Source organism: Paraconexibacter sp. AEG42_29 (assembly GCF_040581415.1).
Classification (GTDB): Bacteria; Actinomycetota; Thermoleophilia; order Solirubrobacterales; family Solirubrobacteraceae; genus Paraconexibacter.
Map to the genome: position 1 here is coordinate 2,352,332 of NZ_CP114014.1, position 13,063 is coordinate 2,365,394.

At 73.7% G+C, this 13,063-nt stretch carries 15 protein-coding genes; 13 read left to right on the top strand and 2 right to left on the bottom strand.

The window, feature by feature from the left end; genetic code table 11:
- Positions 1-59: 59 nt before the first annotated feature.
- From DSM112329_RS11375 to DSM112329_RS11430, 12 genes are all read left to right on the top strand, one after another.
- Complete coding sequence (locus DSM112329_RS11375) at positions 60-902, top strand: hypothetical protein (protein WP_354701934.1); 843 nt, start codon at positions 60-62, stop codon at positions 900-902.
- A gap of 33 nt (positions 903-935) precedes the next feature.
- Positions 936-1,151, top strand: coding sequence for a hypothetical protein (locus DSM112329_RS11380; protein WP_354701935.1), 216 nt, complete (start codon positions 936-938; stop codon positions 1,149-1,151).
- Positions 1,152-1,410: 259 nt separating this feature from the next.
- Positions 1,411-3,231 carry a PAS domain S-box protein gene (locus DSM112329_RS11385; protein ID WP_354701936.1) on the top strand — a complete coding sequence of 607 codons (1,821 nt, stop codon included), beginning with the start codon at positions 1,411-1,413 and terminating at the stop codon, positions 3,229-3,231.
- A gap of 3 nt (positions 3,232-3,234) precedes the next feature.
- On the top strand, positions 3,235-4,086 hold the full coding sequence (locus DSM112329_RS11390) for a PhzF family phenazine biosynthesis protein (protein WP_354701937.1): 852 nt from the start codon (positions 3,235-3,237) through the stop codon (positions 4,084-4,086).
- A gap of 33 nt (positions 4,087-4,119) precedes the next feature.
- A complete protein-coding gene (locus DSM112329_RS11395; RefSeq protein ID WP_354701938.1) occupies positions 4,120-4,938 on the top strand; it encodes an MBL fold metallo-hydrolase in 819 nt (272 codons plus the stop codon).
- Positions 4,939-5,009: 71 nt separating this feature from the next.
- The gene (gene ggt, locus DSM112329_RS11400; protein WP_354701939.1) at positions 5,010-6,845 is read left to right on the top strand and encodes a gamma-glutamyltransferase; all 1,836 of its coding nucleotides are present in this window, start codon (positions 5,010-5,012) and stop codon (positions 6,843-6,845) included.
- 57 nt (positions 6,846-6,902) lie between these two features.
- Positions 6,903-7,316 (top strand): phage holin family protein, encoded by a 414-nt coding sequence (locus tag DSM112329_RS11405; RefSeq protein ID WP_354701940.1) that lies wholly within the window; start codon positions 6,903-6,905, stop codon positions 7,314-7,316.
- On the top strand, positions 7,313-7,786 hold the full coding sequence (locus DSM112329_RS11410; RefSeq protein ID WP_354701941.1) for a DUF3618 domain-containing protein: 474 nt from the start codon (positions 7,313-7,315) through the stop codon (positions 7,784-7,786). The genes DSM112329_RS11405 and DSM112329_RS11410 overlap by 4 nt, the downstream gene beginning before the upstream one ends.
- Positions 7,787-7,810: 24 nt before the next feature.
- Entirely contained in the window at positions 7,811-8,698 is an 888-nt protein-coding gene (locus DSM112329_RS11415) for a Ku protein (RefSeq protein WP_354701942.1), read from the top strand.
- Positions 8,698-9,492, top strand: coding sequence for a Ku protein (locus tag DSM112329_RS11420; RefSeq protein WP_354701943.1), 795 nt, complete (start codon positions 8,698-8,700; stop codon positions 9,490-9,492). The genes DSM112329_RS11415 and DSM112329_RS11420 overlap by 1 nt, the downstream gene beginning before the upstream one ends.
- A 73-nt stretch (positions 9,493-9,565) precedes the next feature.
- Positions 9,566-10,060, top strand: a complete 495-nt coding sequence (locus tag DSM112329_RS11425) for a DUF1707 domain-containing protein (RefSeq protein ID WP_354701944.1) — start codon at positions 9,566-9,568, stop codon at positions 10,058-10,060.
- Positions 10,061-10,106: 46 nt separating this feature from the next.
- The gene (locus DSM112329_RS11430; protein ID WP_354701945.1) at positions 10,107-10,460 is read left to right on the top strand and encodes a hypothetical protein; all 354 of its coding nucleotides are present in this window, start codon (positions 10,107-10,109) and stop codon (positions 10,458-10,460) included.
- Between the two features lie 23 nt (positions 10,461-10,483).
- Here the strand turns inward: DSM112329_RS11430 and DSM112329_RS11435 are convergent, their stop codons facing one another.
- The gene (locus DSM112329_RS11435; RefSeq protein WP_354701946.1) at positions 10,484-12,304 is read right to left on the bottom strand and encodes a hypothetical protein; all 1,821 of its coding nucleotides are present in this window, start codon (positions 12,302-12,304) and stop codon (positions 10,484-10,486) included.
- Between the two features lie 74 nt (positions 12,305-12,378).
- Here DSM112329_RS11435 and DSM112329_RS11440 point away from each other — a divergent pair, with 74 nt between their 5' ends.
- Positions 12,379-12,543, top strand: a complete 165-nt coding sequence (locus DSM112329_RS11440) for a hypothetical protein (RefSeq protein WP_354701947.1) — start codon at positions 12,379-12,381, stop codon at positions 12,541-12,543.
- Between the two features lie 29 nt (positions 12,544-12,572).
- Here DSM112329_RS11440 and DSM112329_RS11445 read toward each other — a convergent pair whose 3' ends face one another.
- Positions 12,573-12,977 carry a hypothetical protein gene (locus tag DSM112329_RS11445; protein ID WP_354701948.1) on the bottom strand — a complete coding sequence of 135 codons (405 nt, stop codon included), beginning with the start codon at positions 12,975-12,977 and terminating at the stop codon, positions 12,573-12,575.
- Between the last annotated feature and the right edge of the window lie 86 nt (positions 12,978-13,063).

The following is a 13,063-nucleotide window of genomic DNA, read 5'->3' on the forward strand; positions in this document are numbered from 1 at the left end:
GGCCCAGGCCCGGCCGGGGCCCTGATCGGCGGCCCCCCGGTGCTACCCTCGGTCCCTCCGTGACCCGCAAGACCATCGTCACCAACATGGCCGTCATCGGCTGCGACATCTGCGGTCGCACGCTGCTGCGCGGCGAGAACGCCGACGTGTTCCTGCACGGTGGATCGCGCCGCACCGTCTGCGAGCTCTGCACCACCCGCGCCATGCACGAGGGCTGGATCCGCGAGGGGGTCGACGACACCATGGGCGGGCGCCGCGGAAGCGAGCGCGGCTCGGCCCGGTCCCTGCTCGGCCGCCTGCGCTCGCGCCGCAGCGAACGCGGCTACGACGAGGATCCGGTCGAGGCGGCCCCGGTCTACGACCCGGCTTCCTACGACCCCGATCACTACGCGCCCGATCAGGGTTTCGTAGACGAGGTCTACGTCGAGCCCGCGCCGGCCGTGCATCACGAGCCGGCACCGCCGGCACCCGAGCCTGCGCCCGTCGCCGGCGCGGTCGGCCCGGTCGCTCCGGCGCCGGCCGGGCAGGGCCGCCCAGGCGACGACGCCCCGCGCGACCGCGGCATCAGCGCGGTCCCGTCCAACGCGGAGCGCAAGGTCGTCCGCGCCCTCGAGGTCTTCAACCTGGGCGTCCACACCCGGACCGTCGCCGGCGTGGCGCGGTCCCTGGGTGCGCCGGTCGTCGCAGCGCGGCCGTCCGCGACCGAGGGCAGCGTCGTCACGATCGTCGTCGCCTGGGAGCTCAGCTGGTACCGCTACGAGGTGGACCTCGGCGACGAGGCATCGGGGGTGCGGGTCGCCGACCAGGGGACCGAGCTCAGCGAGCTGGCCGACGCCGACCGCGTCGCCACCGCCCGGGCCGATGAGGGCGGTTTCTTGCACCCGCTCGGCGAGCTTGCGTAGGGTCAGTGTCCCGAACGGCGAAGGTGTGAGTCGATGATCTACTGCGTTGTCCCTGAACCGCTGGCCGGTGAGCTCTTCGACAAGCTCGTCGCCTACTACGCCGACGACCCGAACGTCGAGGTCATCGTCGACCGTCGCGCGAGCGAGCGCCGCGCCCGCGGGGCGAAAGCCCCCGAAGGCACGCAGCGTACGGTCCGCGACCGTCGCCGGCCGCGGGTCGCCGGTGAGTTCCCGCCCACCACGGGCTGAGCTTGCGGGCGACGGCGGCGCAGGCAGTCGCCGAACGCGGGACGCAGCGCCGACGCGCCGGCGGTATAAGGTCGGTCCCGATCTGGGGGAACGGGGGCGGCTGATCACACGGGGGAAGGTCATCGACGCCGCGGACACGCGGCCTGCCGGCCGCGGTCAGCGGGCACGGATCGCGGCCGACGCCAGGCTGTGCGTCGTTCCGCTCGCGGTCGCGACCGGGGCCGCGGCCGGCGACGCGATCCTCGGACGGCCGGCGGTGATGGCCGCCCTGATCCTCGCGTTCGCCTACTCGCTCACCCTCTGGGTCACCGTCCGGCGCGGCGCCTGGATCCCGGGACGGATCCTGGAGGTCACCGACCCGGCGGTCGCGCTCGCGCTGGTGGCCGTCCTCGACCCCGGCCGCTCTGCCTTCGCGCGCACGCCGATCCTGCTGATGCTGATCGGCTGGGCGCTCCTGTGCACGCAGCGCGAGCTGTGGGTCCGCGGGCTCGGGGTCAGCGTCTTCGTCGGCGCGGTCGGCACCGCCCGCCACGACGTGGCGACCGGCGGGAAGGCCGCGGCGTACACGCTGGTCGTGCTCGCGATCTGCTCCGGCGTGGCGCGCCGGGTGGCCGAGCGCAGCGCGCGGATCGCGGCTCTCGAAGCCCGTGCGGGCGAGCTCCAGGCGGAGGTCGGCGACCTCGAGCGGCGGGAGCGTGCGCGGATGGCGCAGCTCCTGCACGACGACGCGCTCCAGCGCCTCCTGGCCGCGCGGCAGGACCTCGATCAGGGTCTCGACGGCGACGCCGAGGCGCTCGCGCGGGCCGTCGGCGGCCTGGGGGATGCGACGCACGCGCTCCGCGGGCTGACCTTCGTCGCGAACGACGACGCCCTGCAGGCCGCCGGACTCGAGAGCGCGGTCCGCCGCATCGTCGCCGACGCCGCCGCCCGGGCGGGGCTGCAGACGACCGTGCAGGTCGACCCGGGCCTCGACGGGACGCTCGGTCCCGTCGTCCTGCCGATCGTGCGCGAGCTCGTCTCGAACGTCGAGCGCCACGCGGCCGCGTCGGAGCTGCGCGTCGCGCTCGTCCGTCAGAGCGGCGCCGTGGTGATCGAGGTGGGCGACGACGGCCGCGGCGTCACCCGGTCGCGGCTGCACGATGCGGTCCGCGACGGTCACCTCGGGATCTCCGGGCTGCGGCGGCGGGTCGCCGGGCTCCACGGCACCATCGACATCGACGGTCGTCCCGGCGCCGGGACGGACGTTCGCGTCGTCCTCGCCGACGAGGAGATCAGGGCGCAGCGGGCGGTCGAGGACGCGCTGCGCAACGAGCGCGAATGGAACGCGGCGCTCGTCGCCGGCTTCCCCGACCCGTTCGTGGTGACCACGGTCGACATGCGGGTGGTGGACGTGAGCGACCGGTTCGTGGCGACGACCGGCTGGTCCCGTGCCGAGCTTCTCGCCGCGGGCCCAGGGCAGCTGCCGTACATCGAGCCGGAGGCGGCTGACGAGGTCCGCGAGCGCGCCGTCCGCCGGTCCGGGGAGCGCGAGTACGAGTCCGAGGAGGTTCTGGTCTGCCGGGACGGGCGGCGGCTGGACGTCATCGCGAGCGTCCACAACGTGCGGGACCCCCGGGGTCAGCGCGCGCTGCGGCTCGTCACGTTCAAGGACATCTCCGCCCGCCGCGCGACCGAGCGCCAGTTGCGTGAGGAGCGCGACCTCTCGACCGCCTTCCGGCGGATCATGCGGGAGGCGTACATGCAGACGCTCGACGGCGTGATCGTCGACGTCAACGACGCGCTCTGCGCGCTGCTCGGCTTCTCGCGCGAGGACCTGATCGGCGCCGAGCGCCCGTACTTCTTCTTTCCGCGCGAGGGCCTCCCCGATGCCTTCGCCTTCGCGACCGGCGTCGAGGAGCAGGGTCAGGCGGAGGCGACCCTGCAGGTGCGCCGCGCCGACGGGGTCGTCATCGAGGTGGCGGTCGTCGGCGTCGCCGTGCGTGCGGCGAACGGGCGCCGGCTCGGCCGGATGCTCTCGGTGCGGGCGGCAGGTCCCGTCCCGGCCATGGGCCCGATCGTCCCGCTCTCGCGGGAGGTCTGAGCCGTGTCTCCCCAGGCGCCCGCGAGTCGCCGTTTCGCCCAGGTGGACGTCTTCGGGGCCGAGCCGCTGCGCGGCAACCCGCTCGCCGTCGTCGTGGACTCCGGCGGGCTCGACACGGCGGCGATGCAGCGGTTCGCGAACTGGACGAACCTGTCCGAGACGACGTTCCTGCTCCCGCCGTCCCACCCGGACGCCGACTACGCCGTCCGGATCTTCACGCCGGCGCACGAGCTGCCGTTCGCCGGCCATCCGACTCTCGGCAGCTGCCACGCGTGGCTGCAGGCCGGGGGGCGGCCAGCGGATCCCGACGTCGTGGTGCAGGAGTGCGGGGCCGGGCTCGTCCGCGTCCGCCGCGACCCTGGGCGGCTCGCCTTCGCCGCGCCGCCGCTGCTCCGTTCGGGGCCGGTCGACGATGCGACGCTGCGACGCGCGCTGACCATGATCGGCGCCGATGAGGCCGACGTCGTCGACGCCGCCTGGGCCGCCAACGGACCGGGGTGGCTCGCGATCCTGATGGCCGACGCCGAGCGGGTGCTGGCGCTGCGGCCGGGTGCGGGCGACCTGGACATCGGCGTGGTCGCCCCGCGCCCGCCCGGGGAGGCGGCCGCCTTCGAGATCCGTGCCTTCTTCCCCGACCACGGCTTGCTGCTCGAGGATCCCGTGACCGGCAGCCTCAATGCATCCGTCGCGCAGTGGCTCATCGCGACCGGGCGGGCGACGCCGCCGTACACGGTCGTGCAGGGAACGGCGCTCGGGCGGGCGGGCCGGGTGGCGATCAGCGCGGATGCGGACGGGACGGTGTGGGTCGGCGGGGCGACCGTGACCTGCGTGGACGGCACCGTCGCGATCCCCTGAGCCCCCGCTGCGTGACCGGCATAGGATCCGGCGATGGCGAGCACCCGACCGATCCACCATCTGGACTGCGGCACGATGTGCCCGCACGCGGCACCGGCCCTCGGCCTCGTGGACCGCGCCGCCGGCCACCTCGTCGCCCACTGCCTGCTGATCGAGGGGGCGGACGGGCTCGTCCTGATCGACACCGGCTACGGCACGGGCGACATCGCGGACCCGCGGCGCCTGGGCCCGGCGCGGCTGCTGCTCAACGCGCGGCTGGACCCGGCGCAGACCGCGGTGGCGCAGGTCCGCGCGCTGGGTCACGACCCGGCCGACGTCCGGCATGTGCTGGTCACGCACCTCGACCTCGACCATGCCGGCGGGCTGGGGGACTTCCCCAACGCCGAGGTCCACCTGCACGCCCCGGAGCTCACCGCCGCCCGCGCCCGGAAGGCCGACACGAAGCTGCGCTATCGCCCGCGCCAGTGGGAACACGGCCCGCGCTGGGCGCCGCACGCCGTCGAGGGCGAGGCGTGGTTCGGCTTCGAGGGCGTCCGCCTGCTGCCCGACGTCGGCGTCGAGCTCGTGATGATCCCGCTCGCCGGGCACACCCTCGGCCACACCGGCTACGCGGTCAACAGCGGGGACGGCTGGCTGCTGCACTGCGGCGACGCCTACTTGCGTGCGGGGGAGATCGCGCTGCCGCCGGTCGTAGGCCCGGGCCTGAAGGTCTACCACCGCCTGAACTCCGCGAAGGAGGGGCTACGCCGTGAGAACGTCGCACGGCTCGCCGAGCTGGCCCGCGACCACGCCGCGGAAGTCACCGTCTTCTGCTCGCACGACCCGACGGAGCTCGCGGCCGCGACGGCCTGAACGGTCCCGGCCCCGGGCCGAAGGCGAACAGGTGCTGCGTCACCGGGGCGCCGACTGGGTAGGGGCCGGCGATGCTGACCAACGACGCAGGCCGTGCGCTCAGCCGCACCGCACTCGGCACCGCCGCCGTTCTCCTCGCCACGGCCGCATCGGGGGCCCCTGCGCGGGCCGCCGCCTCCGGCCCCGCCACGCTTCCGCAGCAGCCGGTCGCCTACGGCACCGGTGGCGGCGCCGCCACGATGAGCCCGTACGCGACCGCGTCGGCCATCGACGTGCTCAAGCGCGGCGGCAACGCGGTCGACGGCGCGGTCGCCGCCGCGGCGACGCTGGGCGTCAGCGAGCCGTTCGTCGCCGGTCCGGGTGGCGGCGGGTACTTCGTGTATTACCGCGCCCGCGACCGCAAGGTGTTCGTCATCGATGGCCGCGAGACGGCGCCCGCCGGCGCGCGGCCGGACATGTTCCTCGGCTCGGACGGCAAGCCCGCCGACTTCGAGCAGACCGTCCAGAGCGGGCTCAGCGTCGGCGTCCCGGGCAACGTCGCCACCTGGGACGTCGCCCTGAAGCGCTTCGGGACGCGGTCCCTGGCGCACGTCCTCAAGCCGGCATCGAGCGTCGCGCGACGCGGGTACCGGCTCGACCGCGCGCTCGTCGACGCGATCGCCAAGAACCGCGCGAAGCTCGCGCGCTTCCCGGCCAGCGCAAAGCAGTTCCTGCCTGGCGGCAACGTCCCCGCGGTCGGCCACCTGCTGCGCAACCCCGACCTCGCCACCACGTACGACCAGATCGGCCGGCGCGGGGCACGCTGGTTCTACACGGGGCCGATCGCCGCCGCGATCGCGCGCACGGTCCAGCACCCGCCGGCTACTCCCGGCACCCTGGCCGCCGCGGGCGGCAGCATGACGCCGCAGGACCTGGCCCGCTACACCGCCCCGGTCCGCGACGCGGTCGGTTGGACGTACCGCGGCTACCGGATCCACGGGATGCCGCCGTCCTCCAGCGGCGGGACGACCGTCGGCGAGGCGATGAACATCCTCGGCACCTTCGACCAGTCGGGCGACCGCACCGAGGCGCTGCACCGCTACCTGGAGGCGAGCAAGCTCGCCTACGCCGACCGCGGGCAGTTCCTGGGGGACAGCGCCTTCGTGAACGTCCCGGTCCAAGGGCTGCTGTCCACCGGCTTCGCGAAGCGGCGTGCCGGGCTGATCGGACCGTCGGCGCTGACGACCCCGGTCGCCCCGGGCGACCCCGCGCCGTTCAACGGCGGTGCGGCGGTGACGCGCTCGGCTCCCGGTCCGGAGGCCGAGCAGGAGCAGCACACGAACCACCTCGTGGTCGCCGACAAGGACGGCAACGTCGTCAGCTACACCAACACGATCGAGCAGATCGCCGGCTCCGGGATCACGGTCGCCGGCCGCGGGTTCCTGCTCAACAACGAGCTCACCGACTTCAACTTCCCCACCGGGACCGCGAACTCCGTGGCGCCCGGCAAACGGCCGCGCAGCTCGATGAGCCCCACGATCGTGACCCGCGGCGGCCGGGTGGTGGAGGCCATCGGCTCCCCCGGCGGCGCGACGATCATCACGACGGTCCTGCAGACGCTGCTGAACCAGCTGGACTTCGGCATGTCGCTGCCCGAGGCGATCGCCGCACCGCGGGCCAGCCAGCGCAACGGCGCCCGGACCGAGGCGGAGCCGGCGTTCATCAACACCTACGGCGCGGCGCTCCAGGCCAAGGGCCAGGCGTTCACCCCGACCGACTACATCGGCATCGTCGCGGGCCTGTCGTTCCTGCCAGGCGGCCGCCTGCAGACCGCGACGGAGTCCTGGCGTGGCGGCGGCGGCAGCGCGATGGTCGTCCGGCCCGAGAACCCCGATCCGACGATGGGTGCCGGCGCGCTCGGGGGCTGAGTGGTGGCAGTCGTGCACCCACGATTGTGGGTCCGGCGCACTGGACATACCCACCTCATGGAGACAGGGACCCGCCCGACCGACACCGAGGAAGCGTCGACCGCCCAGCTGCTCGGCAAGCTGCCGCAGCAGGTGTCGACGCTGATCCGCGACGAGCTGCGCCTGGCACAGCTGGAGATGCGCGAGAAGGGCAAGCGCGGCGGGCTCGGGGCCGGCATGATGGGCGGCGCGGGCCTGGCAGCGATGTACGGAGTCGGGGCGCTGATCGCCACCGCGATTCTCCTGCTCGCCACCGCCGTCGACGCCTGGATCGCCGCGCTGATCGTCACGGGGGTGCTGTTCGTGGTCGCCGGCGTCCTGGCGCTGCTGGGCAAGCGCCAGCTCGCCCAGGCCATCCCGCCGGCACCGGAGCAGGCCATCGACAGCTCCCGTCAGGACATCGCCGACATCAAGGAGGCCGCACACCGATGAGCGCCGCAGACGACCCCCGCCCGGACGATGCCACAGCCCCTGACGGCGCAGCCGCCCCCGGCTTCGACGTCGGTCCGGCTGACCCGCCGCCGCCGCAGACCACCGAGGAGGCGCGCCAGCGCATCGAGGAGACGCGCGCGGAGATCGCCGACACCGTCGAGACGCTCGCCGAGCGGGCCGACGTCACCGGCCGGGCGAAGACGAAGGCGCAGGAGCTGCGCGCCGACGCAACCGAGGCCGTGAACGGTCTCGCCGCAGCCGCCAAGGAGAAGGCACCGGACAACGCCGACGAGGCGAAGGAGCAGGCCGCGCAGGCCGCCCAGCAGGCGGGCGAGGCAGCACAGCAGGCGGCTCAGCAGGCGACGCAGGTCGCCAGGCAGAACCCGCAGTACGCGGGCGCCGCCGCCGGTGGCGCAGTCCTGCTGCTGCTTCTGGTCGTCCGTCGGCGGCGCCGTCGGCGTCGGGCCTGACGCCCGGGACCCCCGGACTCGCCGATGCCGCGTTCCCTGCTCAACGCCACGATCGTCTTCGGCGAGGTGTCGGTCCCGGTGAAGCTGCACACCGCGCAGACCTCGCAGAGCATCAGCTTCAAGGAGATCCATCTCGAGGACGGCGCGAAGATCGAGCACCGGCGGTTCTGCGCCGAGGAGGACAAGGAGGTCCCGTACGAGGAGATCGCCAAGGGTCACGAGGTCGCCGACGGGAAGTACGCCGTCCTGACCCAGGAGCAGCTGGCGGCCGCGACGCCGGGCGGGTCCAAGACGATCGCGGTCGAGGAGTTCGTCCCGGTGGACGACATCGACCCCATCCTCCATGACCGCGCGTATCACCTCGGGGCCGGGAAGGACGCCGGGGCCGCGTACCGCCTACTGCACGATGCGCTCGCGAAGACAAAGCGCGCCGGGATCGGGTACTTCGTCTTCCACGACCGCGAGCGGCTCGCCGCGATCCGCGCCCAGGACGGCATCCTCGTGCTGCAGACGCTACGAGCGGCGGACGCCGTCGTCGACCTCGACACGCTGAAGCCGGACGCGGCCGACGACGCACGCGCCCCGACGGCCAAGGAGCGGAAGATGGCCGAGCAGCTGACCGAGGCGCTGCATGAGCCGTTCGTCGCCGCCGACCACACCGACGAGCACCGGGAGCTCGTCCTCAAGCTGATCGAGGCAAAAGCCGCCGGCGAGGACGTCGAGCTGCCCGAGGTCGAGGAGCAGGACGCGCCCGACGACCTTGCCGCCGCACTCGAGGCGAGCCTGGCCGACCGCGAGCACAGCGGCCGGCGCCGGCGCGCGAGCCCGACGAAGAAGCCGGCCGCGGCTGCGAAGAAGCGACGGCGGTCACCCTCCTCGGGCGGCAAGGCCAGGAAGAGCAAGGGCAGCTGATGCCGCGCTACCTGTGGAGTGGATCGCTGTCGTTCGGCCTGATCAACGTGCCCATCCGACTGGTCAGCGCCGTCCAGGACCGTGACGTCCACTTCCGGCAGCTGCACGAGCCGGACGGGTCGCCCATCGAGACGCGGCGCTACTGCTCGGAGGAGGAGAAGGAGGTTCCGTTCGAGGAGATCGGTCGCGGATACGAGCTCGACGACGGGACGCTGGTCACGCTCACCGACGAGGAGCTCGATGCGGCCGCGCCCCGCAAGTCCAGGACCATCGACATCGAGGCGTTCGTCGACCGGTCCGAGATCGACCCACTCCTCTTCGACCACCCGTACGTCCTGCTGCCCGCGGGCGAGACCGACGGTGTGATGCGCGCCTACCGGCTGCTGGCCGAGGTCATCGACTCGAGCGATCGCGTGGCGCTCGGGCGCGTGGTGCTGCGCGCCAAGGAGCATCTGGTGACCGTGGGGGTGAGGGACGGGCTCCTCGCGCTGACCACGATGCGGTTCCACGACGAGCTGCGTCCCGCCGCCGACGTGGACAACGGTGGCCGCAAGCCTTCTGCCGCCAAGCTGAAGGCCGCAGTCGACGTCGTGAAGGCGATGTCGGCCGACTGGGACCCCGGCCGCTACGAGGACCGCCACCGGCGCCGGCTCGAGGACGCCGTCGCCGGCGCGGACCGCACCGAGGACGTCGAGGACCCGAAGTCCGGCGACGCAGAAACGCCGGACGCCACCGGCGCCCGCGACATGATGGACGTCCTGAAGGCGAGCCTGGACAAGGCCCGCGCCGGATAGTCCCGAGCCTGACCGGATCGGCGACTGCCCGGACTGAGGCGCCCGACCGCGCGGACGCCGTACTCTGAAGGGGATGGCGCTCCCGAACGACGGCAGCCTTCCGCGCGCACTGGCCCAGGCCGCCCAGAAGCAGCTGGTGGACGTCCGCCAGCAGAAGCCGGTGGACGCCGCCGCCAAGCGACGGATCGAGCGGCTGCTGAACCACAGCTACCGGACGGGCGCCATCGACACGCGCGAGCTCGAGCGCCGTCTGGACCTCGCCCTCACCGCCCGGACCGCGGGCGAGCTGCGCCGCGCGACCCGTGGGCTGCGCACTCCTGAACCGGAGATCCGGGTGCTGCGCGCGAAGATCGCGGGGCTCAGCACGCTGATCACCCTCGCGACGATCACGTGGATCGCGTTCGTCGCGTCGGCGGCGGTCCTGTGGGCGATCGGGACCGGCCCGATCATCGCCGGGATCCTGGCGGCGGCATTCACCGCGATCTTCGTCTACCTCATCCTCCCGGCGCGGGCGAAGCGGGTGCAGCTGCGGGCCGAGCTCGCAGGGCTGCGCGAGGCCTTCGAATGACGTAGGACGGTGGGTGACGGCGGCCGCAGCCGGGTAAGGCCTCGGCATGAAGCGGACCGGGCTGATCGCGTTCACCACCACGGCGCTGCTCGTGGCGACCGCCGGTGAGGCCGGCGCCGCAAAGGCCACGGCCTGCGGCGACATCCTGGCCGAGGGCGTCACGCCGACACGGGTCACGGCCGAGGGCACGACCTGCAAGACCGCCCGCCGGGTGGCGACGCGGGCGGCGAAGGTCCCGAGCTTCGGCGGCTGCGCGAAGGCATCGCGCACGCGCGTCACGATCAAGCAGCCGTGCCGGGTCCTCGGCTACCGGTGCGTCACGCTCAAGCCGTCGACGGCGCGCGACTCGGGATACATCCGCTGCGCCAAGGGATCCGCCTTCGTCCGCTTCCGCTTCTGAGGCGGGCGCCGCCGGCGCCCGCCTCAGTCGTCCGCGGTGGCGGGCGGGCGCACGGTGAACGGGCGCCAGGGCGTCCGCGCGGGCGCAAGCGGGGCGGCCCCGTCGTAGATGACGCGCACCCGCCAGCGGCCGGGGCGGGCCAGCGCCTGCGTGAACGCGAACGGCCGGTCGGCCGCGGCGCCGCCCTTGTGCCGGGTGACGTAGAGCGAGACGAGGCCGGTGCCGGTGGACCGTGGCCGCCGGATCAGCAGCTGCCACTCGATCCGCACGCGCCCGGCGATCGCGGTCCGCAGCGGGCCGGACACGGCGCCGCTGAGCGTGCAGGTCAGCCCGGCGCACCGCAGCGGGGCGCGCCTGGCGAGCGTGATCACCGACGGATAGGAGACGCCCCTGACGTACTCGGCGCCCTTGAGGACGGTGATCGAGGACCGCGACACGTTGCCGAGCCGGTCCTGCGCCTCGACGACCACCTCGTGCGGACCATCGGGAAGGTCGGCCGCGCGCAGCCAGTCCAGCCGCACGAGCTGGTTCTCGCGCAGCTTCTGGAAGCGGCTGATCGCCTTGCCGTCGACGAGAAAGCTCACGCGTGCCACTCCGGACGGGGTGACGCCGTCGCCGGCCGTGTCGCGTGCCCGCGCCTCGAGCCTGAGCGTCTGCGTGAACGGCGTGCGGTCCGGGGTCACGAAGCGGACGCCGGGCGGCCGGTCGTCCCCGCATGGTCGCTGCGGGCCGCCGCCGGCCGCCGCGACCGCGGCGAAGGCGGCATGCGCGGGCTTCTTCCCGCCGGCGCTGTCGAGCAGCCCGTAGTGCCCGGTCTCCTCGCCGGCGAGCGCGGCCCTGTCCTCCAGCGCGTACCAGGAGGCGACCGCGACGTACGTGTCACGGGCGAGGCAGCCGTAGGCCTGGGTGAGGAACGCGGCCTGCTGCGCGGTGGTCACGCCGCTCGGGCGCTCACCGGCCCCGGTCCCGCGGGTGCAGGACGTCGGGCCGCCGCCGGTGCTGCTCCAGCCGAGTTCGGACATCCAGATCCTCGGGCCGGGATCGTCGTGCGCGAGCATGACCTGGCGGACCGAGCGGTAGCCCAGGAACGCGTACTGCCCGATGCGCTGATCGGGTCCCTCGCGGTAGATCGACTCGGGCGGCAGGCTCAGGCACGCCGTGTCGGTCCGCACGGTCACGCCGTCGAAGCTGCCCTTCAAGCCCGCGGCGTAAAGACCCTCGATGAACGTCGCGTTGTTGCCCGTCGTGGGCCCGGCCAGGATCTGCGCGCCGTTCTGCGCGACGGGCTTGGCGGCGGCGTACGCGGCCTTCAGCAGCGCGCCATACGGCCCCGGGCCGACCGTCCCGTGCCATGAGTCCGCGGAGTCCACGCCGCTCCAGACCTCGTACGCCGCGACCTGCCCGACGCTGCTCGTGTGGGCCACGAAGCGCGCGAAGAACGCCGCGTACGTCGCGGGGTCGGTGGGCGGGACGAGCTCGTCGCCGCTGCTGCCGTTCGCCCACGCCGGGCTGCCGATCACGGTGAAGATCGGTCGGGCGCCCCCGGCGTTCAGGCGGCGCACGGCGTCGTCGATGTCGGCGGCCGCCTGCACCGCCGCCGGGTCCTCGGCCGGGACGGCGCCGGCGTAGGTGTCCGGGCCGGCCGGCTCCAGCTGGCGCCAGCTCACGAAGATCCGCACGTGGGTCGCCCCGGTGGCGAGCGCCGCGTCGACGCGCGCGGCGGACGGGTCGTCGATGTTGACCCCCGGGGCGGCGGCGTACGCCATGCCCGGTGCGGCCAGTGCCGCGACGACGACGGCGAGTCCGAACCGCCCGGAGCGGTGCAGCAGGCGGTGCTTGAGCATCGTGGACACCGTATCCCCGCGTGCGGTCGGCGCGAACCGCGCCGCAGCCCCGGCGTCGCGTGTACGGTCGGTGGGTGCTCTTCGCTGCCGGACTGGCAATGGTCATCGCGGGTGTCGGGGTGGGCGAGGTCCTGCTGACCCGCATGGGGTTGCTCCTGCTGGCGATCGGCGCGGTGCTTGCGGGTCTGCGCTGGCTCAACGCGGAGATGGGCGGCGACGACTTCCGCGGGTCGCAGTAGGCGCGACCGCCGCCGGCCGCAGACGCGGTTCAGCGGCGGCGCAGCAGGTGGACACGCAGCCAGATCGCGTGCATGACGCCGTTGAAGACGAACGCGGCGACGGTGACGAAGCTCTTCGGCGAGCGACCGTGGCGGATCTCCTGCCCGACGAGGATCGAGTCGCCGACCTCGGAGAGCTGGTTGATGAGAATCACGTCCCGCTGACGGCTCGGGTCCTTCGCCACGGCGAGCGAGTGCACCCCGATCGCGATGTCGCGGCTGCCCAGGAACGCGTTCCAGAGTCGCGCGTCCTCGTCGTCGGGGTCGAGCCGGAAGAACTTCGGCCACACCCGCGGCAGGAAGATCGCGACGACGCCGTAGACGATGCGGACAACGGCGACGAACTGGATCGATCGGACGATCTGCTCGTCGGCGGACGGGGTTCTCTGGGACACGCAGCGATGCTCGCAGGCGGGAAGCGGCGGGGGCAAGCCGCATCCCAGGTAATCGGACGCGCACCCTGTCCCGCGTGCTCGCGCGC

Coding starts and splice junctions, on each gene's coding strand:
- DSM112329_RS11415 (WP_354701942.1), top strand. CDS start 7,811: ATGCCGCGTTCCCTGCTCAACGCCACGATCGTCTTCGGCGAGGTGTCG.
- DSM112329_RS11405 (WP_354701940.1), top strand. CDS start 6,903: ATGGAGACAGGGACCCGCCCGACCGACACCGAGGAAGCGTCGACCGCC.
- DSM112329_RS11395 (WP_354701938.1), top strand. CDS start 4,120: ATGGCGAGCACCCGACCGATCCACCATCTGGACTGCGGCACGATGTGC.
- DSM112329_RS11385 (WP_354701936.1), top strand. CDS start 1,411: ATGGCCGCCCTGATCCTCGCGTTCGCCTACTCGCTCACCCTCTGGGTC.
- DSM112329_RS11430 (WP_354701945.1), top strand. CDS start 10,107: ATGAAGCGGACCGGGCTGATCGCGTTCACCACCACGGCGCTGCTCGTG.
- ggt (WP_354701939.1), top strand. CDS start 5,010: ATGCTGACCAACGACGCAGGCCGTGCGCTCAGCCGCACCGCACTCGGC.
- DSM112329_RS11435 (WP_354701946.1), bottom strand. CDS start 12,304: ATGCTCAAGCACCGCCTGCTGCACCGCTCCGGGCGGTTCGGACTCGCC.
- DSM112329_RS11425 (WP_354701944.1), top strand. CDS start 9,566: ATGGCGCTCCCGAACGACGGCAGCCTTCCGCGCGCACTGGCCCAGGCC.
- DSM112329_RS11380 (WP_354701935.1), top strand. CDS start 936: ATGATCTACTGCGTTGTCCCTGAACCGCTGGCCGGTGAGCTCTTCGAC.
- DSM112329_RS11410 (WP_354701941.1), top strand. CDS start 7,313: ATGAGCGCCGCAGACGACCCCCGCCCGGACGATGCCACAGCCCCTGAC.
- DSM112329_RS11420 (WP_354701943.1), top strand. CDS start 8,698: ATGCCGCGCTACCTGTGGAGTGGATCGCTGTCGTTCGGCCTGATCAAC.